Here is a 21,796-nt window from a genome sequence, read left to right on the forward strand (position 1 = left end):
TTGTTTGCGGGCAGAGCAGAGCCGGAGGTATTCAGGTCATTGGCCTGAGCGCTCCGGCTTTTTTATGGCTGGCTTGCCAAGTTGCTGAGTCTTAGATCGCCTTGATCCGACATGAATGATGTGCGGTCACTTTTTATAGTCTGTACCTGGATGACGTGGGTGCAGGCGAGCTCTATACTCGCGAGCTGGATAAATAGACAGTGTGCCGGCTAAGTGGCTGGTGCCTTGAGTGGGCGGAAGGCATGACCTTGATCCTTGGCATCGACCCGGGCTCGCGTATCACCGGTTACGGCGTGGTGCGTGATACCGGGCGCAACTGCGAATATGTTGCCTCTGGCTGTATTCGTACGGGCAACGGTTCGATGCCGGAGCGTTTGCAAGTGGTGTTTCGCGGCGTGCGCGAGGTGATTGAAACCTACGGGCCGGTGACCATGGGCATCGAGCAGGTGTTTATGGCGCGCAACCCGGATTCCGCGCTTAAGCTTGGTCAGGCGCGCGGCGTGGCCATCGTCGCGGGTATCGAAGCGGGGCTGGATATTGCCGAATACACCGCCACCCAGGTCAAGCAGGCGATTGCCGGCACCGGCGGGGCGGATAAGGAGCAGGTGCAGCTGATGGTCATGCACTTGCTCAAACTGGTGCAGAAGCCGCAGATCGATGCCTCCGATGCCCTGGCGATTGCCCTGTGTCATGCCCACCATCGGCAGAGTCTGATTCCCCATGGTCTGGTCGGTGCCAAGCGGCGCGCCGGTCGCCTTCGTTTGTAACGTGATTTTTAAGGAAAGCAGCGGTGATCGGACGTTTACGTGGCACCCTGGCGGAAAAGCAGCCGCCCCATGTGATTGTGGACATAAATGGTTTGGGTTACGAGCTGGAAGTGCCCATGACCACCCTGTACCGTTTGCCCGCAGTGGGTGAGCCGTTGACCCTGCACACCCATCTGGTGGTGCGCGAGGATGCACACCTGCTCTATGGCTTTTTTGAAAAGCGCGAGCGCGAGCTGTTTCGCGAGTTGATCCGCCTTAACGGCGTTGGCCCGAAGCTGGCGTTGGCCTTGATGTCCGGGCTGGAGGTCGATGAATTGGTGCGTTGTGTGCAGGCGCAAGATACCTCGGTGCTGGTGAAAATCCCGGGGGTCGGCAAGAAAACCGCCGAGCGCCTGCTGGTTGAGCTGAAGGATCGCTTCAAAGCCTGGGAAACCGTGCCAGGCATGTCGACTCTGGTGGTGGAACCTCGCGGTGCTAGCGCAGTCACAAGCGCGGAGAATGATGCTGTCAGTGCACTTATTTCGCTCGGCTACAAACCCCAGGAAGCCAGTCGCGCCGTCTCAGCTATTAAGGAAGACGGTTTGAGCAGTGAAGATATGATTCGTCGAGCCCTGAAGGGAATGGTCTAAGTGCTAGAAGCTGATCGCCTGATTACTGCCACCAGTCGTGACCGCGACGAGCAGGTTGACCGTGCCATTCGCCCGCTGAAACTGGCCGAATACATCGGTCAACCGAGCGTGCGCGAGCAGATGGAGCTGTTTATCCAGGCCGCCCGTGGCCGCAGCGAAGCGCTCGATCACACCCTGATCTTTGGGCCGCCCGGCCTGGGCAAGACCACCCTGGCCAATATCATCGCCCAGGAAATGAACGTTTCGATCAAGAGCACCTCGGGTCCCGTGCTGGAGCGGCCGGGTGATCTGGCGGCGCTGCTGACCAATCTTGAACCGGGCGATGTGCTGTTTATCGATGAGATTCATCGCCTGTCACCGATTGTCGAGGAAGTGCTGTATCCGGCGATGGAGGATTTCCAGCTCGACATCATGATCGGTGAAGGTCCTGCCGCACGTTCGATCAAGCTCGATCTACCGCCGTTTACCCTGGTCGGTGCGACCACGCGGGCAGGCATGCTGACCAATCCACTGCGTGACCGTTTTGGTATTGTCCAGCGCCTGGAGTTCTACAACACCGAAGACCTGGCGACCATCGTCATGCGCTCGGCAGGGATTCTTGGCTTGTCGATCGAGCCCCATGGCGCCTTCGAGATTGCCCGTCGCGCGCGCGGTACGCCGCGGATTGCCAATCGCCTGCTGCGCCGCGTGCGTGATTTTGCCGAAGTGCGCGGGCAGGGCGACATTACCCGGCCGATTGCCGACCTGGCGTTGAATCTGCTGGATGTTGATGAGCGTGGCTTCGATCACCAGGACCGACGTCTACTGCTGACCATGATCGAGAAATTCGATGGTGGTCCGGTGGGTATCGATAATCTGGCTGCTGCCATCAGTGAAGAGCGCCACACCATCGAAGACGTGCTCGAACCCTATCTGATTCAGCAGGGCTATATCATGCGCACCCCACGCGGCCGAGTCGTCACCCGGCATGCCTATTTGCACTTTGGCCTGAATGTGCCCAAACGCATGGGCGAACTGCCCACGGCGGACTTGTTTGGGCGTGATGATGACTAAGAAAAAATACTTGTCGAAGACGATTGGCAAGATCGGGAGCTGGCACTAGAGTATGCGCGCGCAAAACGGAGTTACGCCGTTCACCCATCGTTGTCGGGTTTATTTCGAAGACACCGATGCAGGCGGCATCGTCTACTACGTCAATTACCTCAAATTTATGGAACGGGCTCGTACCGAGCGCCTACGTGATCTGGGCTTTCTCCAGTCGACGTTGGCCGAGGAGGGCCTGTTGTTCGTTGTGCATTCGGCTGAAGCGCGCTACCACGCGCCAGCCAAGCTCGACGACGAGTTGCTGGTAAGCGCTGAAGTCATTGAATTAAACCGTGCCAGCCTGCGTTTTCGTCAACAGGTCCGGCGGGTAACGGATGATGTGCTGCTGTGTGAAGGGCAGTTTATGGTGGCCTGTGTGCGCGCCGACAATTTGAAACCCCGGGCCATTCCCCAAACTCTGCACACGGCCTTTGCCGGGCAGGGCGGCGCGGGTACATCTAGAGCAGGAGAGTAAGCGTGGAAGCCAACGCCGTTGACCACATGTCGATGTGGAGTCTGATCAGCAACGCCAGTCTGGTGGTGCAACTGGTAATGCTGACGTTGGTGGCCGCTTCGGTCACTTCGTGGGTCATGATTTTTCAGCGCACCGCATTGCTGCGTGCGGCCAAGCGTGCTCTGGATAATTTCGAGGAGCGCTTCTGGTCGGGCATTGATCTGTCCAAGCTGTACCGCCAGGCGGGCAGCAACCCAGACCCGGATTCTGGTCTGGAGCAGATCTTCCGCGCTGGTTTCAAAGAATTCTCGCGTCTGCGTCAGCAGGCCGGTGTGGATCCGGATGCGGTGATGGACGCCGTGGCGCGTGCCATGCGTGTGGCCATCTCGCGTGAAGAAGAGAAGCTTGAGCAGAGCCTGCCGTTCCTTGCCACCGTTGGCTCGACCAGTCCGTATATCGGTCTGTTCGGTACCGTGTGGGGCATCATGAACTCCTTCCGTGGCCTGGCTCAGGTGCAGCAAGCAACCCTGGCCACTGTGGCGCCGGGTATTGCCGAGGCGCTGATCGCCACTGCCATCGGTCTGTTCGCCGCGATTCCTGCGGTTATCGCCTACAACCGTTTTGCTGCCCGTGGCGAAATGCTGATCGGTCGTTACTACACCTTCGCCGATGAGTTCCAGGCGATTCTGCACCGCAAAGTCCACACCAGCGACGACTAAGCCTTAGGCACTCTTTACGAAAGGTTTTAAGCCATGGCCAGAATTCGCAACAGACGCAAGCCCGTCGCCGAGATGAACGTGGTGCCTTACATCGATGTGATGTTGGTACTGCTGGTGATCTTTATGGTGACCGCGCCGATGCTCAATCAAGGGGTCAAGGTCGATCTGCCGCAAGTCAGCAGTGAGGTCTTGCCGCAGGACAATAACGCTCAGGTGTTGACTATTTCCATCAAGGCCGACAAGACCTATTTCTGGAATATGGGCACCGAGGTTGATGTCGATACCGTGCAGGACCAAGCGCTGACCCTGGAAGAAATGACCCGTGCGGTGACTGCGATCATCAGCCAGAGCCGCGCAACCGGTAAGCAGGTGCAGGTGTTTGTGCGCGGCGACAAGACTGTTGATTACGGCACCATCATGGCGGCCATGGGTGGCTTGCAGCAGGCTGACGTGGGTAACGTCGGGCTGATTACCGAGGCCCCCTGATGCACGACCAGCGCGAGCGTTCGCCCTCGGAAAGTCTGTTCTGGCCGGTCGTATGGGCTGTGGGGCTGCACGTCATCATGTTTGCCATGTTGTTCGTCAGCTTTGCCTTTGCCCCGGACCTGCCGCCGGCCAAACCGGTGGTGCAGGCGACCCTGTACAAGCTGCAGTCGCAGAGTCAGGCCACTACTCAGACCAATCAGAAGATCGCGGGCGAAACCAAGAAGACCACTGCCCCGGTGTATGAAACCGAACAGCTTGAGCAGAAAAAAGCTGAGCAGGAAAAAGTAGCGGCCAAGGCAGCGGAACAAAAGAAAGCGCAAGAGGCTCAGAAAGCAGAAGCCGCGAAAAAGGCTGACGCCGATAAAAAGGCCGCCGAGCAGAAGAAGCTCGCCGATGTCGCCAAGAAGAAAGCGGCGGATGAGGCAGCTAAGAAAAAAGCTGCCGAAGATGCCAAGAAAAAAGCTGCTGAAGAGGCGAAGAAGAAAGCTGCTGCAGAGGCTGCAAAGAAGAAAAAGGCTGATGACGCCAAGAAGAAAGCGGCAGAAGCGGCCCAACGTAAAGCGGTAGAAGACAAAAAAGCTGCCGCACTGGCCGAGTTGCTGTCTGAAGATGTCGGTCGCCAGCAGGCAATTGCCGATACCGTTGGCGATGAAGTTGCCGGCAGTCTGGATGATCTGATTGTTATGCTGGTCAGCCAGCAATGGCGCCGCCCGCCATCGGCGCGTAATGGCATGAGCGTAGAAGTACTGATCGAAATGCTGCCCGATGGCACCATTACCAATGCCAGCGTGACGCGTTCCAGTGGTGACTCGCCATTTGATAACTCGGCCGTGCAAGCGGTACGCAACGTCGGTCGCATTGCCGAAATGCAGCAGCTGGACCGCGCCACTTTTGATCGCCTTTACCGGCAGCGTCGCGCTGTCTTCAAACCGGAGGATTTAGGTCTGTGAATACCCTGATGCGTATTGTTCTGCTCGGTCTGACCATGCTGGTCGGCACCGTTCAGGCCGCTGATCCACTGGTGATCAGCAGTGGCACCGACCGTGCCACGCCCATCGCTGTGGTGCCTTTTGGCTGGCAAGGCGGCACCGTGTTGCCTGAGGATATGGCTGAAATCATCGGCAATGACCTGCGTAACTCCGGTGTATTCGAGCCTATCCCTCGGCAGAACATGATCAGCCTGCCGACTCAGGCCACTGAAGTGATCTACCGCGATTGGCAAGCTCTGGGCGCACAGTATGTTCTGGTCGGCAACATTGTGCCGAACGCCGGTCGTCTGCAGATCCAGTTCGCCTTATTCAACGTTACTACTCAGCAGCAGGTCATGACCGGCAGCGTGGGTGGCGGTGTCGACCAGTTGCGTGACATGGCGCACCATATCGCCGATCAGTCCTTCGAGAAGCTCACTGGTGTCAAAGGCGCGTTCTCGACGCGCATGTTGTATGTGACTGCCGAGCGTTTTGCGGTCAACAACACTCGCTACACCCTGCAGCGCTCCGACTATGACGGCGCACGTGCAGTAACTCTGCTTCAGTCGCGTGAGCCGATCCTCTCGCCATCGTTCGCTCCGGATGGTCGTCGTATCGCTTACGTCTCGTTCGAGCAGAAGCGTCCGCGTATTTTCGTGCAGCACATCGATACCGGTCGCCGCGAGCAGATCACCAATTTTGAAGGCCTGAATGGCGCGCCAGCCTGGTCGCCGGACGGTAACCGCTTGGCGTTTGTGCTGTCGCGTGACGGCAACCCGGAAATCTACGTGATGGACATGGGCACTCGCCAGCTGCGCCGTGTGACCAATCAGCCATCGATTGATACCGAACCATTCTGGGGTAAGGACGGTCAGACCCTTTACTTCACCTCGGATCGTTCCGGTAAGCCGCAGATTTATAAAACCAACATCAATGGTGGTTCGGCAGAGCGTGTGACCTTTATCGGTAACTACAACGCCAACCCGAAACTTTCCGCTGATGAAAAGACCCTGGTCATGATCCACCGCCAGGATGGTTACACCGTGTTCAAAGTGGCGGCGCAAGACCTGCAGCGCGGCAATTTGCGGATACTTTCAGACACCAGTCTGGATGAGTCGCCTACTGTTGCGCCTAACGGCACCATGGTAATCTACGCCACCCGCCAGCAGGGTCGGGGAGTCTTGGTATTAGCGTCCACCAATGGACGCGTGAGGCTCCCTCTTCCTACCGCTCAAGGCGAAGTTCGAGAGCCTTCTTGGTCCCCTTACCTGAACTGATGCGGCGCTACACCGTTGTTGTTTGAAATACTGCTTAACACACTGGGGTTCATTAGGAGTTACATGATGGAAATGCTGAAATTTGGTAAGTTCGCCGCGCTGAGCCTGGCTCTGGCCGTTGCAGTTGGTTGCTCCTCGAAAGGCGGCGACGCTGCTGGCGAAGGCGCTACCGATCCTAACGCTGGTTACGGTGCCAACACTGGCGCTGTTGATGGCAGCCTGAGCGAAGAAGCTGCTCTGCGCGCTATCACCACTTTCTACTTCGAATACGACAGCTCCGACCTGAAGCCAGAGGCCATGCGCGCTCTGGACGTGCACGCCAAAGACCTGCAAGGCAATGGCGCTCGCGTAGTTCTGGAAGGCCACGCTGACGAGCGCGGTACTCGTGAATACAACATGGCTCTGGGCGAGCGTCGCGCCAAGGCTGTGCAGCGTTACCTGGTACTGCAGGGCGTTTCGCCAGCTCAACTGGAACTGGTTTCCTACGGTGAAGAGCGCGCAATCGCCACTGGCAACGACGAGTCCTCCTGGGCTCAAAACCGTCGCGTCGAACTGCGTAAGTAATTCGATATGCGTACGTGCCGCCGTGCTTTAACCGTTTTGGCGCTCAGCCTGCCGCTTGCGGCATGGGCTGAGGTTCCCGTGGTGGATAACAATGCCGGTTACGGCAGCAGTTACCCGCCTGCTGGTTACGGTACGTCCGGCACCTCCGTCGCGACAGGGGCTGCGGCCCCTGTCACGGCGCAGGGCATGCTGTTCAACCAGTTGCAGCAGATGCAGGAAGAGATCGCGCAGCTGCGCGGTACGCTGGAAGAACAACAGAATGAAATTCAGCGTCTGAAACAAGAGAGCCTGGAGCGTTATCAGGATCTTGATCGGCGTGTAAGTGGTGGTGCAGCAGGTGCTGCAATCGGCCAGAATTCTTCAGCTGCTGGCGTAATCAATGCCAGTGGTACACCTACTCCGCCAGCGGCAGGGCAGGCGCAAGCGCCAGCCAGTAATGAACCGGCCGATCCGGCAAAGGAAAAGCTGTTTTACGAAGCTGCCTTTGACCTGATCAAGGTCAAGGACTTTGACAAGGCCAGTCAGGCTTTTGCCGCTTTCCTGCGCAAATACCCGAACAGTCAGTACGCCGGCAACGCGCAGTATTGGCTGGGCGAGGTAAACCTGGCTAAGGGTGATTTGCAGGGCGCTGGTCAGGCCTTTGCGCGGGTCAGTCAGACTTACCCGAGCCACGCCAAAGTGCCGGATTCGCTGTTCAAACTGGCTGATGTCGAGCAGCGTCTGGGCAACAGTGACAAAGCCAAGGGCATTTTGCAGCAAGTAATTGCGCAGTACCCGGGCAGCTCGGCAGCTCAGCTGGCGCAGCGTGATTTGCAGCGTTTGCCTTAAGAACTGAATGCTTGATCAAGAACCCGCGCCTGGCGCGGGTTTTTTATTGGTGAATATTCACTGAGTCCGCCGATGCATCGTCATGCGGCGCGATGAGTTTTATGGTCAGCCACCCTTGGTGCCCATCCTCCGGGCTGTGCTGCGCGACGTTAAAAACAGCTCCCTACCGTTTCTTATGGTCAACCATTCTTTGCACCCAGCCTTCGGGTTGTAGCCGTGTGACGTTAAAAATTTCACCCGGAATCTATTTCGTATACAATCCGCGCCCCTTTTCCCGCAACGGAGGCGGACAGCCTGTTTAGCTGTCACGCCCGTGGCTGATATGCAAGATACCCTGCGCATTACCGAGATTTTCTACTCGCTGCAGGGCGAGACGCGCACCGCCGGCTTGCCGACTGTGTTCGTTCGCCTGACCGGCTGTCCTTTGCGTTGCCAATACTGCGACACTGCCTATGCCTTCAGTGGCGGCGAGATCATGTCGCTGGACGCCATTTTCGAGCAGGTCGCCGGCTACAAGCCTCGCTATATCTGTGTGACCGGTGGTGAGCCGTTGGCCCAGCCCAATTGCATTCCTTTGCTCAAGCGCCTGTGTGATGCCGGCTATGAAGTGTCGCTGGAAACCAGCGGCGCCTTGGATGTTTCCGCTGTCGACCCGCGGGTAAGCAAAGTCCTCGACCTGAAAACCCCAGGCTCAGCCGAAGTGGCGCGTAACCGCTATGAGAATATTGACCTGCTGACGCCGAATGATCAGGTCAAGTTCGTGATCTGCTCCCGTGAGGACTATGACTGGGCGGTGAGCAAGTTGATCCAGTACCGCCTGGATCAGCGCGTTAGCGAAGTGCTGATGTCGCCCAGTCACCATGAGCTGGATGCACGTTCGTTGGCTGAGTGGATCATTGCCGACAACTTGCCCGTACGCCTGCAAATGCAGCTGCACAAAATTCTCTGGAATGATGAGCCAGGACATTGATATGAGTGATAAGAAAGCGGTAATTCTTCTGTCTGGCGGCCTGGATTCGGCCACCGTGGTCGCTCTGGCCAAGGCCGAGGGCTACAGCTGCTACACCATGAGTTTCGATTACGGTCAGCGGCATCGCTCCGAGTTGCAGGCGGCCGAGCAGGTAGCGCGGCAATTGGGTGTGGTCGAGCACAAGGTAATTGGCCTGAACCTGAATGGTATGGGGGGCTCGGCGCTCACTGACTCCAGCATCGAGGTGCCGGAAAGCCCGACCGAGGGCATCCCGGTGACCTACGTGCCAGCGCGCAATACGGTTTTCCTGTCGCTTGCGCTGGGTTGGGCCGAGGTGTTGGGCGCTCGGGATATTTTTATCGGTGTGAACGCGGTGGATTATTCCGGTTACCCCGATTGCCGTCCGGAGTTTGTTGAGGCTTTCGAGCGCATGGCCAATCTGGCCACCAAGGCCGGTGTAGAAGGGCAGGGCTTCCGTATTAAGGCGCCGCTGCAGGCCATGAGTAAGGCCGAGATCGTCCAGGCTGGGGTTCAACATGGCGTCGACTACGCGCTGACCGTTTCCTGTTATCAAGCTGATGATCAGGGTCGCGCCTGCGGAAAATGCGACAGCTGCCGCCTGCGTGCGGCGGGCTTTGCTACCGCTGGGTTGGTAGATCCCACTCGTTATTTCTAAATTTTTTTCTCGAAGTGTTGAATTTCTGAATTAAATCAGTATCATGCGCCTCGCGTCGGGTCGTTAGCTCAGTTGGTAGAGCAGTTGGCTTTTAACCAATTGGTCGTAGGTTCGAATCCCACACGACCCACCATATTTCCTTCCTCGGAAGGTCAAGAAGCCTGAAAGTTCTGTTAAAGGAATTTTCGGGCTTTTTTGTACCTGTAACTTTTGCCGTCTTTGCGTGGGTGCAAGCTGCCTGCTCCGGCACCATCCAGGCGGGTATACTCGCTGGACTGAAAGCATATTCAGAGCCTGATGACATGACCCAGATTTCCGAACGCCTGCTGGTACAAGCCCATCTCGATGCCAAGCAGCCCAAGCCGCTCACGCCTGAGCAAGAGGCTTTCTACCGAGCCGAGATTGCTGCCGAGCTGAAAAAGCAGAACGCCGTGCTGGTGGCGCACTATTACTGCGATCCGGTGTTGCAGGCGCTGGCCGAAGAAACTGGCGGCTGCGTTTCCGACTCGCTGGAAATGGCCCGCTTCGGCAATCAGCACCCGGCGCAGACCGTGCTGGTGGCCGGCGTTAAATTCATGGGCGAAACGGCAAAAATCCTCAATCCGGAAAAGCGCGTATTGATGCCGACGCTTGAAGCGACCTGCTCGCTTGATCTGGGTTGTCCGGTGGAAGAGTTTTCGGCGTTCTGCGATCAGCACCCACAACGCACGGTGGTGGTGTATGCCAATACCTCGGCGGCGGTGAAGGCGCGGGCTGATTGGGTGGTGACCTCCAGTTGTGCGGTGGAGATCGTTGAGCACCTAATGGACAACGGTGAAAGCATCATCTGGGCACCGGATCAGCATCTGGGCCGTTATATTCAGAACAAGACAGGCGCCGACATGCTGCTGTGGGACGGCGCCTGCATCGTTCATGAAGAGTTCAAGGCCAAGCAGCTGGCAGATATGAAGGCGTTGTATCCGGATGCCGCCGTGCTGGTTCACCCGGAGTCACCGACGGCAGTCATCGATCTGGCTGATGCAGTAGGCTCTACCAGCCAACTGATCGCCGCGGCGCAGCGCCTGCCGAATAAGACCTTTATCGTCGCCACCGACGCCGGCATCTTTTACAAGATGCAGCAGCTGTGTCCGGATAAGGAATTTGTCGCCGCCCCGACCGCCGGCAACGGCGCTGCTTGCCGTAGCTGCGCGCATTGCCCGTGGATGGCAATGAATACCCTGCAGCGCACTCTGGAATGCCTGCGTGAGGGCAGCAATGAGATATTTGTCGACCCGGCATTGATCCCTAAAGCGATCAAACCGCTCAAGCGTATGCTCGATTTTACTCAGGCTGCGCGGCTCAAGTTGAGCGGCAACGCTTAAGCGAGCTGTATAAAAAAGCCAGGCATTTGCCTGGCTTTTTCGTTTCTTGGGCGCGCAGTGCTAGCGAAGCATCTGCTCGATGATGCGCTGTTCTTCCATCAGCTCGCGCTGCCTGGCGTCGATGCGTGAGGCGAGTTGGAAGTTGTTGCTGGCGCGGCGCTTGGCAAAATCGAGCTGTTCCAGGGCCTGGTTGTAGTCGCCGACCAGGGCGAAGAATTCGCCACGAGCTTGATGCAGGCCGATGGTATTGCCGCTCAGGCCGCGTACTTCGGCCACCTGATACCAGACGTCTGGGTCCTTGCTGCGACTCTTCAGCATGTCGTCGAGGGCGCGCTCGGCTTCCTGAATGCGGCCCTGCTTCATCAGCAGGTCGATATGTGCCTGATTGACCGGGTAGTTGTTCGGGTAGAGGGTCAGTAGTCGGGTGGTCCGGCTTTGCGCCTCGCTCAGGCGGTTGGCGGCCATATCCAGTTCAATCTGGGCGAGGTTGTAGGACACATCGTTGGGTGAATTCGCCAGTAGCGGTTGCAGGGACTCGCGGGCCTGCTTGTGCTGGCCGCTTTTTATCTGAGCAATCGCCAGCCCGTAGCGGGCGGCTTCCAGTTGTGGGTTTTCGTCAAGCATATTGCGAAAGCGTTTGGCGGCGACGCCGGGGGTCTCTTCATAGGTCAGCTGCACGCGGGCGCGCATCAGCTGGTAACGCACGCTGTCGGTGATCCCCGCAGCTTTGTATTGCTCGGCGCGGTTGCGGGTATCGGCGATACGCGATTCCGACACGGGGTGAGTGAGGAGGAATTCCGGAGGCTTGCGGTCGTAGCGGTACTGGCGCATCAGGCGTTCGAACATGCTCGGCATGGCGCGTGGGTCGAAGCCGGCTTTTTCCAGGTTGACCAGACCAATACGGTCGGCCTCCTGCTCGTTCTGTCGAGAGAAGCGCCGTTGCTCTTGCATCGCTGCTGCCTGGGTCGACGCGATGGCTGCAATACCCAGATCGCCAGCGCCAGCCGCCGCCGCGACGATGCCTGCGAGCAGGCCGGCCATGACCGGAATCTGCATGCGCTGCTGCGCTTCTAGCCCTCGAGCGAAGTGGCGTTGTGACAAGTGCGCCAGTTCGTGAGCCATGACTGAGGCGTACTCGGCTTCGGTCTGCGCATACAGAAACAGGCCGCCGTTGACCCCGACAATCCCGCCAGGAGCGGCAAAGGCGTTGATCTGCGGGCTGTTGAGCAGAACGAACTCCAGGCGCCGATCCTGCAGCTGACTGGTTTCGCTCAGGCGGTACACGCTGGTTTCGACGAAGTCCTTGAGCTGTGGGTCGTCGAGCTGGCTGACCTGGCCGCGAACCAGGCTCAGCCAGGCGCGGCCCAGTTGGTGCTCTTGCTGTGGGGAAACGATGGCGGAACTGGCATCGCCAAGGGAGGGCAGGTCACTGGCCGTGGCGGGGGCTGCCAGCAGGCAGGCCAGCGTCAACAGGGTAGGGCGCAGAAGGCTCATGCACAAAGCTCGTGTCGAACAAAGGCGCTACTGTAGCTGGCTGGCGGCTGTGCTGGCCAGGGTTGTGCGGCCTTGGGTATCCTTGCGGCCTTCCTGGAGTAGCTTAATGACTGATATGCAATGGCGCGCTGAAGACTTCGACGCGCAACTGGACGCTTGCGGGCTGAACTGCCCGCTACCTTTACTTAAAGCCAAGTTGGAGCTCAATCGCCTGGCCAGTGGCGCGGTGCTCAAGGTTGAGGCCACGGACGCAGGCTCACAGCGGGATTTTCGTGCCTTCGCCAGCCTGGCCGGGCATAGTCTGCTGCGTGAAGAGGTCGACAATGGCGTTTACCGCTATTGGCTGCGCAAGGCATAAGGCCTGAGGCGGAAACGCTGCTTGTAAGGCGGCATAAACACGGTGTTTTCCGGGTGAGGAGTGACGATGTTCAAGGTGTTTCAGGATTGGCTGCATCGCTATTTTTCCGATGAGCAAGCGGTGGTGCTTGCGGTATTGCTGGTGCTTGGCTTTGCCGCGATCCTGAATCTGGGCGGCATGCTGGCTCCGGTGCTGACGGGCCTGGTGCTGGCGTTTCTGATGCAGGGGCTGGTGAATGCCTTTGAGCGTCTGCGTTTGCCGCAGGTGGTGGCGGTGTGGCTGGTGTTTACCCTGTTTCTAAGCATGCTGGGCCTGTTTCTGCTGGTCTTGATGCCACTGCTCTGGCAGCAGCTGAGCACCTTGTTCAATGAGCTGCCGCGGATGGCTACGGAGTGGCAGTCGGTGTTTATGCTGCTGCCCGAGCGTTATCCAAACTTGATTACTGACGCGCAGATCGTGCAGCTGATTGACAGTATGCGCGGCGAGGCCGGCAAGTTCGGTCAGTGGGCGCTGTCGTTCTCTCTGTCCAGTCTGCCGATGCTGCTCACCATCATGATCTATCTGGTGCTGGTGCCGATTCTGGTGTTCTTCTTCCTCAAGGATCGCGAGCTGATCAGTGCATGGTTTCGCGGTTATCTGCCGCGTGAGCGTGCGTTGATCACTCAGGTGGCGGAGGAAATGAACAAGCAGATCGCCAACTACATCCGCGGCAAGGTGATCGAAATCATCATCTGTGGCGTAGTCACCTATATCGCGTTTGCCTACCTGGGCCTCAACTATGCGGCGTTGCTGGCATTGTTGGTGGGCTTGTCGGTGGTGGTGCCGTATATCGGTGCGGTGGTGGTGACAGTGCCGGTGGCGCTGATCGGGTTGTTCCAGTGGGGCTTTGGTGACCAGTTCATCTACTTGATAGTGGTCTACGGGATTATTCAGGCGCTGGATGGCAACGTTCTGGTACCGCTGCTGTTTTCCGAAGCGGTCAACCTGCACCCGGTGGCGATTATCTGCGCGGTGCTGTTGTTTGGCGGCATGTGGGGGTTCTGGGGCGTGTTCTTCGCCATCCCGCTGGCCACGTTGTTCAAGGCCGTGATCGATGCTTGGCCGCGCAGTGAGCAGGTGGCGGCGAAATAGCTGCTGGCAATAAAAAGCCGGTCAATTGACCGGCTTTTTCACGCGTGCGATTCAGGCTTTATTCAGCGCCTGGGCTGCGGCCAATACCGCATCGACATGCCCGGGTACTTTCACGCCACGCCATTCCTGGCGCAGTACGCCGTCTTTATCGATCAGGAAGGTGCTGCGGTCGACGCCCAGGTATTCCTTGCCGTAGAGCTTCTTCAATTTGATCACGTCGAACAGCTGGCAGACGGTTTCATCTTTGTCGGAGATTAGCTCGAAGGGGAACTCCTGCTTGCACTTGAAGTTCTCGTGGGATTTCAGGCTGTCACGCGATACACCGAAGATCAGCGTGTTGGCCGCCTGAAACGCCGGGAATTGATCACGAAAACCCTGGCCCTCGGTGGTGCAGCCGGGGGTGCTGTCCTTCGGGTAGAAGTAGATCACCACTTGCTGGCCTTTGAGTGCGGACAGTTTGACGGTCTGGCCGCTGGTGGCCTCTGCCTGAAAATCTGCAACCGGGGTGTCGAGTGCTACGGCCATAAAATGCTCCTATGGGTTCTGTGGACGCCAAGGCTCAATGAGTGCATCTAGGTTCAACGCATCGGCAAAGTCGAGGAACTGATCACGCAACCAGCTGATCTGCGTACCGGCTGGCAGGGTCACGGTCAGGGTGGCGTTGAGCATGGTACCGCCGGTCTGCGGGGCCTGGTAGGTGTCGCAGGTGAGGTTTTCCAGCTCGACGTGATGGTCGAGAAAGAACTGGCACAGCTCATTAAGGATGTCCGGGCGGTAGGCCGAGCTGACATACGCCACATAAGGCAGCGCCTGTGGGCGGCTTTCCGAGGCTGCGCTGCGAATGACATTGACCGAGAAGCTGTGTTTCTTCGCCAGCGCCGGCAGGTTCGACTCCAAGCGCGCCAGGGCATCCCAGCTACCGGACACCTGTAGCACCAGTGCGCTGTATTCGCCATGCCGGCTGAGGCGGGTGCTGACCACGGCGCAACGGTTCTCATGGCTGGTGCGGCAGAGCACATTGGTCAGCTCCATGGCATTGGGGCCAAGAGCGCTGATAAGCAGGAATTGTTCGCGAACTGGGGGGGTGGACATGCAGCCTTCCTAAACGATAAGCGGTCGAGCTGCTGGCGCAGCGCCGATCAAAGCCGGAAGGGTAGCGAAAAGCACCGCTCAGGGGAATGCCGACAGGGCTTGCCGATGAGTAATGTGCCGCGTTTGCCTGATAAAGATTGTATACGCGTTGCCGAGGTACTTCGCTTGTGCAAGGCAGGTGGCCCCAGTACCATTACGGCTCTCTTTTTCCGGCAGGAGCGGTTGCATGATTGCGGGCAGTATGGTGGCACTGGTTACGCCCATGGATGCACAAGGTGGTCTTGATTGGGACGGCCTGAGCAAACTGGTGGATTTCCACCTGCAAGAGGGCACCAACGCCATCGTCGCGGTCGGCACCACAGGTGAGTCCGCCACGCTTGACGTGGGTGAGCACGTAGAAGTGATCCGTCGTGTGGTCGATCAGGTAGCCGGACGTATTCCCGTCATTGCCGGTACCGGTGGCAACTCCACCCGAGAGTCAGTCGAACTGACCCGCGCTGCTAAAGACGTCGGCGCCGACGCCTGCCTACTGGTAACTCCGTATTACAACAAGCCGACTCAGGAAGGCCTGTACCTGCACTTCCGCCACATTGCCGAATCGGTTGCCATCCCGCAGATTCTCTACAACGTGCCGGGCCGTACGGTTTGCGACATGCTGCCGGAAACCGTTGAGCGTCTGGCCAAGATCGACAACATCATCGGTATCAAGGAAGCCACCGGCGACCTTCAGCGCGGCCAGGAAGTGCTGGATCGCGTGAGCAAGGACTTCCTCGTCTATTCCGGCGATGACGCCACCGCCGTCGAGCTGATGCTGATGGGCGGCAAGGGCAATATCTCGGTAACCGCCAACGTCGCCCCGCGCGCGATGAGCGATCTGTGCGCAGCAGCCATGCGCGGTGAAGCCGCCATTGCCCGCGCTATCAACGATCGCTTGATGCCGCTGCACAAGGCGCTGTTTATCGAATCCAACCCGATTCCGGTGAAATGGGCTCTGCATGAAATGGGTTTGATGCCAGACGGTATCCGTCTGCCACTGACCTGGCTCAGTCCACGTTGTCATGAACCGCTGCGTCAGGCCCTGCGCCAGTCCGGCGTATTGGTTTAATTGAGGAATTACTACGCATGAAGCGACTCACCGGACTCTCCGCCCTGGCCCTGATCATCGCTGGCACCAGCGGTTGCGGCTGGATCTATGGCGAAAACGGCTATTTCCGTGACCGTGGCAGCGATTACCTCGAAGCCCGTCAGACGGCCACGATGCAAATGCCGCCAAACGTCGACGCCAAGCGTATCGACCCACTGTTGCCCGTGCCGCAGCAGGTAGCCACCACCACCGATACCGGCGAATTTATCGTACCGCGCCCGCAGGCTCTGGCTGTGGCAGGTGATGCCAGCGAGTTCAGCCTGCAGAAGAGCGGCGAGTCGCGCTGGGTTGTGGCGCAGCGTGTACCGGCTGAAGTTTGGCCAGTGGCACGTCAGTTCTTCGCTGACAACGGTTTTCAGATTGCTGAAGAGCGTCCGCAAACGGGCGAATTCAGCACCTCCTGGCAGCGTTTTGATGCCCTGTCTGAATCCATGGCCCGTCGTCTGAGCAGCCGCGTCTCTGGGGTGAATCCCGAGGCCGAAACCCGCGTGCGGGTGCGTATCGAGCCAGGTGTGCAGCGTAATACCAGTGAAATCTTCGTGGTCAGCGCCGAGCGTCCAGCCGGTAGCACGGCCGATGTCGCCTTCACCAACCGCAGCAGCAACCCCAGCCTGGATGCTGCGCTGCTCGATGAAATGCTTGTGACCCTGGCGCGCAGCGCCGAGCAGGGCGGTTCGGTCTCCCTGCTGGCTGCTCGTGATTACGACGCCCCGAATCGCGTAAGCCTGTCCGAAGACGGCAACGGCAACCCAGTGCTGAGCCTGGGTGCTGATTTCGACCGCGCCTGGTCCGGTGTCGGTCGCTCCCTGGAAATGGCTGATGTGCGCATCGACGACATCAATCGCAGCCTGGGCGTGTACTACATCAATCTCGCCGAGCGTGCGCAGAAGCCGGACGACAAGCCTGGCTTCTTCGGAAGCGTATTTGGCAGCGCGCCGAGCAAGGAAGAGATCGATGCCCGCGCCGAGCGCTATCAGGTACGCCTGACCGCCGTTGGCGACAGCGTGCAGGTCACCGTGGAAAAAGACCTCAACACCATTGCCCCCGCCGACGTAGCGCGCAAGGTGCTGGACCTGATCCAGGAAAACCTTGGCTGACAGCAGGCAACTGCTACACCGGCACTACCAATAGGCGAAACCCGGCGGGTTTCGCCTGTTTTGTTTACCAAAGGCGGAAATTCCGACATGAGCACAGCCACCACCCTGAGCCTGAAGAAAATCTATTCGGGCAAAGTCCGTGATCTATACGAGATCGACGACAAACGCATGCTGATGGTCGCCACCGACCGCCTTTCGGCATTCGACGTGATCCTCAGCGAGCCGATCCCGGAAAAGGGCAAGATTCTCACCGCCATCTCCAACTTCTGGTTCGACAAGCTCAAGGATCTGGTACCCAACCACTTCACCGGCGACAAGGTCGAAGACATCGTACCAGCGGCAGAATTACACCTTGTGGAAGGCCGCGCAGTGGTCGCAAAGCGCCTCAAGCCAGTCGCGGTGGAAGCCATCGTGCGCGGCTATATCGTTGGCTCCGGTTGGAAGGAATACCAGAAGAGCGGCACCGTCTGCGGTATTCAACTACCAGCAGGCCTCAAAGAAGCGGCCAAACTGCCTCAACCGATCTTCACCCCCTCGACCAAGGCCGCCGTAGGTGACCACGACGAGAACATCAGTTTCGAACAGTGCGAAGCGATCATCGGCGCCGAGCTGGCCGCCAAAGTGCGCGATACCTCGATTGCCCTGTACAGCGCAGCGGTTGAATATGCCGCCACGCGCGGCATCATCATCGCCGACACCAAGTTCGAATTCGGCCTGGACGAAGACGGCACCCTGACCCTGATGGACGAAGCTCTGACCCCGGACTCCAGCCGCTTCTGGCCAGCAGACAGCTATGCAGAAGGCACAAGCCCGCCAAGCTTCGACAAACAGTTTGTGCGTGACTGGTTGGAATCCACCGGCTGGAATAAAGAGCCGCCAGCCCCAGCAGTACCCGCCGACGTCGCGCAGAAAACCGCCGACAAATACCGCGAAGCCCTGACGCGCCTCACCGTATAAACCGCAGCACTACGCGCGCAAGCGCGACAGAGAGGGGCGCTGCGGCGCCCCTTTTTGTGGGCGACTGTTTGGCTTCCCACTAGCCAGATTTTGCAGCGGTGAACCGCCTTTGATCGCAAGCATCTGAAAGTATGTGAAAAAATTCAAAACTGGGGTTCGCCAAACGTACTTCAGCTGTTATCATGCGCGCCGCCACGGGAAGATGCCGGAGTGGCCGAACGGGACGGATTCGAAATCCGTTGTATCAGCGATGGTACCTAGGGTTCAAATCCCTATCTTCCCGCCATATTGAAGTACGCAAAGCCCGCTGAAGTCTTGATAGATTCCAGCGGGCTTTTTTGTGGGGCGCAGGTTTAGGGTAAAACTGTCCTAAAAATGCTCCATGTCAGTCCTTTTTTATTCTGTATCCCATCGGCCAGCGTTTACTTGCAGGTTAGCGGGGCAAGGGCTGGATCTTTTTCACAGCTTCAAGCCAGCCCGCCTTGAGTTGCAGTTGGTCAATATCCATACCCAGTTCTTCCATACGTTCCTGGTGTTGGTTGATTTCCGCCACCGCTTCACTCAGGGCGCTGGAGTTGCCATCCAACTGGTGCATTTGGGTCAGGCCCAGGTGGTAGAAGCGCAGTAGCTGCATGGCGGCTGGATCGCGGGCGGCGACGCCGGCTTTGACGTGGTGCATCAGGTTGGTCACGCGCATCAGGCTGCGTTTCAGGCGCCAGCCGTATACGGCAGCGGCCATAAAGGGCTGTGGCCACAACACTACGCGCACCAGGACCACGGTCAACGCTAATGCGGCGATAACCCCACCAAGGTTCCAGCGGAAGTTGTCGCCGCCTGGGGTGCCGAATAGCAGCACAGCGCTGCTCGACAGCAGCATGGCCAGGGCGACGAAGATCGCCGCGATCGTCAGGGTGCTGCGGCGGGTTTGCTGACGGTAGATTTCAGGAGTGCGGTGCTGGATTTTGAACATCGGGGCCACGGTAATTCTCACTTGAGCAGGTGGTAGCGGCGTTGCTTACAGGTTGGGTAGGGCAGGCCGGGGTTGTCGAGGCATGCTCCCAATGCTGCAAATTATGCGCGATTGCTCGGCAACAGGTATCTTCGCCCATCCGTTGACCTCATCGCTTAAGGATTTACCGGGTTTATGAGTCGTACTGTGTTTCAGGCTGTGATTATTTGCGTGGCCGCGCTGTGTTCGGGCTTCGCGCTGGCCAAGGTTGAGGTGCAGGCCGGGCAGCATAAGAGTCTTGGACGGATTCTCATCGCCAAGGTCTCTGAGGATATTGCGCCGGGCGATTACGAGGTGCTGCTCAAGGGCATCAAAGCCAATCCGGGCAAGTACACGAAGAAGATTGTCATGCTCGACAGCATTGGCGGCAGCGTAGCCGAGGCGATGCGTATGGGGCGCTTGCTGCGTGAGACCGGCTTTGATGCTCTGGTACCGTCTACCGGAGTTTGCCAGGGCAGCTGTGTGTATCTGCTGGCAGCGGGGCATGGAAAAAATGTGCGCGGTCATGTCGGCATTCACCGGCCGTATTATGCGGGCAGTGATTCGGTGCATTCGGCATCGTCCTTTGGGCCGAGCCGTGCCACTCAAATCGCCTATTTCAGAGAAATGCAGATTTCACCGGAGCTGCTTGAGGCGATCAACAGCACCGAGCCGCGGCGCATGCGCGTGCTGACGCCGGCTGAGCTGGCACGCTATCGCTTGAAGTGAGGCGGGCGCTTGCTTGCCAGCGTTCGCGCGCTATCAGCTGGTGCGGTGCCTTTCAAAGAAACTCATGACCTGCTTGCTGGCGTCCTCGCGGGGCATGTCGTAGCGCTGCTGCACCAAGCTGGTCAGTTTCTGCGCATCGCCTTCGGATTTAATCAGTTCATCCAGGGTCAATTCGTCCCAGACAATCAGGGCGAGGCCGGCCAGTTTGCGCCAGTTCTTTTGGATGATTTCGGCAAGGGGTCTGCTCATGTGTGGTGCTCCTGAGGTTACCGCGCTGGGCCGGTTGCGCGGTCAGAGCGGAATTGTGCTGATGCCAGCCTGTCAAAGCTGAGGTCGCCAGTCGGTGCGCTACAGCGCTTATGCGGGTTTGCGTACCGACGCCATGGCGCTGCGCCGGTAGCCTGATTGCCGCGCCGTAGGTGAAATGGCGTGGCAATTGCTCTGTTAAGAGCCTCATGGGCCTGTTCTGGCATGCCTGCCGTCAATTCAAGGATATGCCGCAATGTCGATGATCGAACCTGTGCTGCTGACGGCTGCACGCGTCTGTACCTTTGCCGGGGAACAGTTGCTGACCAACGCCAGCGGCTTTTACTTCGCCCGCGATGAGCGTCTGTTCTTGGTAACCAGTCGGCACGTGATGATTGATGAGCCGAGCCGGCATTTTCCCGATCGTGTCGAGATCGAAGTGCACACCGATTTGCACAATGTGGCGCAGACCACCGGCTTCTCCATGCCGCTCTATCGCGATGGCCAGAGCCTCTGGCGGCAGGGCTGCGATGGCGCCGGTGATGTGGATGTGGCGGTGCTGGAGATCGAGCGCGCGGCGCTGCCAGAGAGCATGGTCTATCACGCCTTTACTCCGGAGCATCTGCTGCAGCCGCAAACCCCGGTCGAGGTTGGCACGTCCTTGCTGGTGGTGGGTTTCCCACTGGGTTTTCACGACACCCTGCACCATATCGCGGTGGTGCGGCATGCCGTGGTGGCGTCGTCATTCGGCCTGCGTTTTCAGGGCCAGGGGTACTTTCTGACCGATGCCCGCACACACCGCGGCACCAGTGGTGCGCCAGTGGTAATGCGCATACCGGACAGCGAGACAGATGAGTTGCCATGGGTGCTGCTGGGCGTGCATTCGGCGCGGCTCGATCTGGGTAGCCGGGATATAGAGGTGGACGAGGCCCTAGGGCTCAATTGCACCTGGTATGCCGATATTCTGCTGACCCTGACTCAGTAAGGATCTGGGCTCAACGTTGCTGCTGCAGCTCGGGTGCAGCGGCCATGTTGATGTCCTTGACCAGGCCTGATGTGGCCCTGATCACCTCGCGTGCCATGCGAGTCTCCTGCTCGTTGTGGGTCTGTGCCACCAGCACCACATCACCGTGGGTTATCGCCTTGCTCACCAGCTTGGCAAAGCGTCCGTGATGCTGGCCAGCGCCGGATGAGGCGCCGATCACACTGCCGAGAAAACCGCCGATAAAGCCCCCCATGCCCATCAGGGAGAAGGGCGCAAGGATCGGGCTGGCGTGGAACAGGCTGACTTCACTGACGATCAACGCCACCGCGATCAAGGCACCAATGCCGATACCAATACCGGTACCAATAGCGATGTCCACCAGCATGTCCTTGAGCACCTTGTTGCTTTTCCCCTGCGGTGCAGGAGCGGGTGGGGCATCGGTGTTGCCTGCAACGATCTCCAGCTGTTCGTGGTGCATGCCGCGCTGAATCAACTGGGCCAGTGCCTGTTCAGCGGTGCTGCGTTGGGTAAAGAAGCCTGAAACGTGGTGGCGATAGAGGTCCATCTTGCTGCTCCTGATCGTGAGCCGTCGTCGACGACCGAACGCAAGCTTAAGACGCGTAAATGGACGTGTCTGTGCGCCTGCGTACGCAGGGCGTATCGCGATACCCGCGATTGTGCGGTCTATGCGCGCCAGCGTACCGACAGGACTGCGCCGAGCTGCGATTGTCGCTCCAGGCGAGCTGCAGCCGTGGCGTGAGTGCCGTGTTTCAAAGTGGCGTTTAGCCTGCAG

Annotated in this window: 26 protein-coding genes and 2 tRNA genes; 22 read left to right on the top strand and 6 right to left on the bottom strand. The window is 58.6% G+C overall.

What is annotated here, in order from left to right; translation table 11 throughout:
• Positions 1–242: 242 nt before the first annotated feature.
• From ruvC to nadA, 14 genes are all read left to right on the top strand, one after another.
• Positions 243–767: a crossover junction endodeoxyribonuclease RuvC gene (ruvC, locus tag RHP75_RS08665; RefSeq protein ID WP_160015117.1), complete on the top strand. Its 525-nt coding sequence runs from the start codon at positions 243–245 to the stop codon at positions 765–767.
• A 23-nt stretch (positions 768–790) separates the two neighbouring features.
• Positions 791–1,396: a Holliday junction branch migration protein RuvA gene (gene ruvA / locus RHP75_RS08670; RefSeq protein WP_311091428.1), complete on the top strand. Its 606-nt coding sequence runs from the start codon at positions 791–793 to the stop codon at positions 1,394–1,396.
• Positions 1,397–2,449, top strand: a complete 1,053-nt coding sequence (ruvB, locus tag RHP75_RS08675; RefSeq protein WP_311091429.1) for a Holliday junction branch migration DNA helicase RuvB — start codon at positions 1,397–1,399, stop codon at positions 2,447–2,449.
• 52 nt (positions 2,450–2,501) lie between these two features.
• Positions 2,502–2,954 (top strand): tol-pal system-associated acyl-CoA thioesterase, encoded by a 453-nt coding sequence (gene ybgC, locus RHP75_RS08680; RefSeq protein WP_311091430.1) that lies wholly within the window; start codon positions 2,502–2,504, stop codon positions 2,952–2,954.
• A gap of 2 nt (positions 2,955–2,956) precedes the next feature.
• Complete coding sequence (gene tolQ / locus RHP75_RS08685) at positions 2,957–3,652, top strand: protein TolQ (RefSeq protein ID WP_090385277.1); 696 nt, start codon at positions 2,957–2,959, stop codon at positions 3,650–3,652.
• A 33-nt stretch (positions 3,653–3,685) separates the two neighbouring features.
• Positions 3,686–4,138, top strand: coding sequence for a protein TolR (tolR, locus tag RHP75_RS08690; protein ID WP_311091431.1), 453 nt, complete (start codon positions 3,686–3,688; stop codon positions 4,136–4,138).
• Positions 4,138–5,088: a cell envelope integrity protein TolA gene (gene tolA, locus RHP75_RS08695; RefSeq protein WP_311091432.1), complete on the top strand. Its 951-nt coding sequence runs from the start codon at positions 4,138–4,140 to the stop codon at positions 5,086–5,088. The genes tolR and tolA overlap by 1 nt, the downstream gene beginning before the upstream one ends.
• Complete coding sequence (gene tolB, locus RHP75_RS08700; protein WP_311091433.1) at positions 5,085–6,383, top strand: Tol-Pal system beta propeller repeat protein TolB; 1,299 nt, start codon at positions 5,085–5,087, stop codon at positions 6,381–6,383. Before tolA ends, tolB begins: the two co-directional genes overlap by 4 nt.
• 66 nt (positions 6,384–6,449) lie before the next feature.
• A complete protein-coding gene (gene pal / locus RHP75_RS08705) occupies positions 6,450–6,947 on the top strand; it encodes a peptidoglycan-associated lipoprotein Pal (RefSeq protein ID WP_090252626.1) in 498 nt (165 codons plus the stop codon).
• 6 nt (positions 6,948–6,953) lie between these two features.
• Positions 6,954–7,775 carry a tol-pal system protein YbgF gene (ybgF, locus tag RHP75_RS08710; RefSeq protein WP_311091434.1) on the top strand — a complete coding sequence of 274 codons (822 nt, stop codon included), beginning with the start codon at positions 6,954–6,956 and terminating at the stop codon, positions 7,773–7,775.
• Positions 7,776–8,097: 322 nt separating this feature from the next.
• The gene (gene queE / locus RHP75_RS08715) at positions 8,098–8,745 is read left to right on the top strand and encodes a 7-carboxy-7-deazaguanine synthase QueE (protein WP_311091435.1); all 648 of its coding nucleotides are present in this window, start codon (positions 8,098–8,100) and stop codon (positions 8,743–8,745) included.
• Between the two features lies 1 nt (position 8,746).
• Positions 8,747–9,421 (top strand): 7-cyano-7-deazaguanine synthase QueC, encoded by a 675-nt coding sequence (queC, locus tag RHP75_RS08720; RefSeq protein WP_311091437.1) that lies wholly within the window; start codon positions 8,747–8,749, stop codon positions 9,419–9,421.
• Between the two features lie 57 nt (positions 9,422–9,478).
• A tRNA-Lys gene (locus tag RHP75_RS08725) sits at positions 9,479–9,554 on the top strand.
• Positions 9,555–9,723: 169 nt separating this feature from the next.
• Positions 9,724–10,782 (top strand): quinolinate synthase NadA, encoded by a 1,059-nt coding sequence (nadA, locus tag RHP75_RS08730; protein ID WP_160015108.1) that lies wholly within the window; start codon positions 9,724–9,726, stop codon positions 10,780–10,782.
• 60 nt (positions 10,783–10,842) lie between these two features.
• Here the strand turns inward: nadA and RHP75_RS08735 are convergent, their stop codons facing one another.
• On the bottom strand, positions 10,843–12,276 hold the full coding sequence (locus RHP75_RS08735) for a M48 family metalloprotease (RefSeq protein ID WP_311091438.1): 1,434 nt from the start codon (positions 12,274–12,276) through the stop codon (positions 10,843–10,845).
• A 106-nt stretch (positions 12,277–12,382) separates the two neighbouring features.
• Between RHP75_RS08735 and RHP75_RS08740 the strand changes: the two genes are divergently transcribed.
• Positions 12,383–12,634, top strand: coding sequence for a sulfurtransferase TusA family protein (locus RHP75_RS08740; RefSeq protein WP_090385318.1), 252 nt, complete (start codon positions 12,383–12,385; stop codon positions 12,632–12,634).
• Between the two features lie 66 nt (positions 12,635–12,700).
• Positions 12,701–13,765, top strand: coding sequence for an AI-2E family transporter (locus RHP75_RS08745; protein ID WP_311091439.1), 1,065 nt, complete (start codon positions 12,701–12,703; stop codon positions 13,763–13,765).
• 51 nt (positions 13,766–13,816) lie between these two features.
• Here the strand turns inward: RHP75_RS08745 and RHP75_RS08750 are convergent, their stop codons facing one another.
• Positions 13,817–14,290: a peroxiredoxin gene (locus tag RHP75_RS08750; RefSeq protein ID WP_311091441.1), complete on the bottom strand. Its 474-nt coding sequence runs from the start codon at positions 14,288–14,290 to the stop codon at positions 13,817–13,819.
• 9 nt (positions 14,291–14,299) lie between these two features.
• Positions 14,300–14,857, bottom strand: a complete 558-nt coding sequence (locus RHP75_RS08755; RefSeq protein WP_160015103.1) for a glycine cleavage system protein R — start codon at positions 14,855–14,857, stop codon at positions 14,300–14,302.
• Between the two features lie 226 nt (positions 14,858–15,083).
• Here RHP75_RS08755 and dapA point away from each other — a divergent pair, with 226 nt between their 5' ends.
• The 4 genes from dapA to RHP75_RS08775 all read left to right on the top strand — a co-directional run bounded on the left by dapA (position 15,084) and on the right by RHP75_RS08775 (position 18,341).
• Positions 15,084–15,962 (top strand): 4-hydroxy-tetrahydrodipicolinate synthase, encoded by an 879-nt coding sequence (gene dapA / locus RHP75_RS08760; protein ID WP_090252647.1) that lies wholly within the window; start codon positions 15,084–15,086, stop codon positions 15,960–15,962.
• Between the two features lie 17 nt (positions 15,963–15,979).
• Positions 15,980–17,098, top strand: coding sequence for an outer membrane protein assembly factor BamC (gene bamC, locus RHP75_RS08765; RefSeq protein ID WP_311091443.1), 1,119 nt, complete (start codon positions 15,980–15,982; stop codon positions 17,096–17,098).
• 87 nt (positions 17,099–17,185) lie between these two features.
• A complete protein-coding gene (locus tag RHP75_RS08770) occupies positions 17,186–18,055 on the top strand; it encodes a phosphoribosylaminoimidazolesuccinocarboxamide synthase (RefSeq protein WP_311091445.1) in 870 nt (289 codons plus the stop codon).
• Between the two features lie 196 nt (positions 18,056–18,251).
• Positions 18,252–18,341: transfer RNA gene (locus RHP75_RS08775), tRNA-Ser, on the top strand.
• A 147-nt stretch (positions 18,342–18,488) separates the two neighbouring features.
• On the opposite strand, the gene RHP75_RS08780 is transcribed toward RHP75_RS08775, so the two are convergent.
• Positions 18,489–19,025 carry a DUF3087 domain-containing protein gene (locus RHP75_RS08780; protein ID WP_311091895.1) on the bottom strand — a complete coding sequence of 179 codons (537 nt, stop codon included), beginning with the start codon at positions 19,023–19,025 and terminating at the stop codon, positions 18,489–18,491.
• 174 nt (positions 19,026–19,199) lie between these two features.
• Here RHP75_RS08780 and RHP75_RS08785 point away from each other — a divergent pair, with 174 nt between their 5' ends.
• Positions 19,200–19,772, top strand: coding sequence for a hypothetical protein (locus RHP75_RS08785; RefSeq protein WP_311091446.1), 573 nt, complete (start codon positions 19,200–19,202; stop codon positions 19,770–19,772).
• A gap of 33 nt (positions 19,773–19,805) precedes the next feature.
• On the opposite strand, the gene RHP75_RS08790 is transcribed toward RHP75_RS08785, so the two are convergent.
• On the bottom strand, positions 19,806–20,021 hold the full coding sequence (locus RHP75_RS08790; protein WP_311091447.1) for a CsbD family protein: 216 nt from the start codon (positions 20,019–20,021) through the stop codon (positions 19,806–19,808).
• 253 nt (positions 20,022–20,274) lie between these two features.
• Between RHP75_RS08790 and RHP75_RS08795 the strand changes: the two genes are divergently transcribed.
• Positions 20,275–21,003, top strand: coding sequence for a serine protease (locus RHP75_RS08795; protein ID WP_311091448.1), 729 nt, complete (start codon positions 20,275–20,277; stop codon positions 21,001–21,003).
• A gap of 10 nt (positions 21,004–21,013) precedes the next feature.
• Here RHP75_RS08795 and RHP75_RS08800 read toward each other — a convergent pair whose 3' ends face one another.
• On the bottom strand, positions 21,014–21,568 hold the full coding sequence (locus tag RHP75_RS08800; protein WP_282876229.1) for a hypothetical protein: 555 nt from the start codon (positions 21,566–21,568) through the stop codon (positions 21,014–21,016).
• Positions 21,569–21,796 lie beyond the last annotated feature (228 nt).

Source organism: Pseudomonas sp. SG20056, from assembly GCF_031764535.1.
GTDB lineage: Bacteria > Pseudomonadota > Gammaproteobacteria > Pseudomonadales > Pseudomonadaceae > Aquipseudomonas.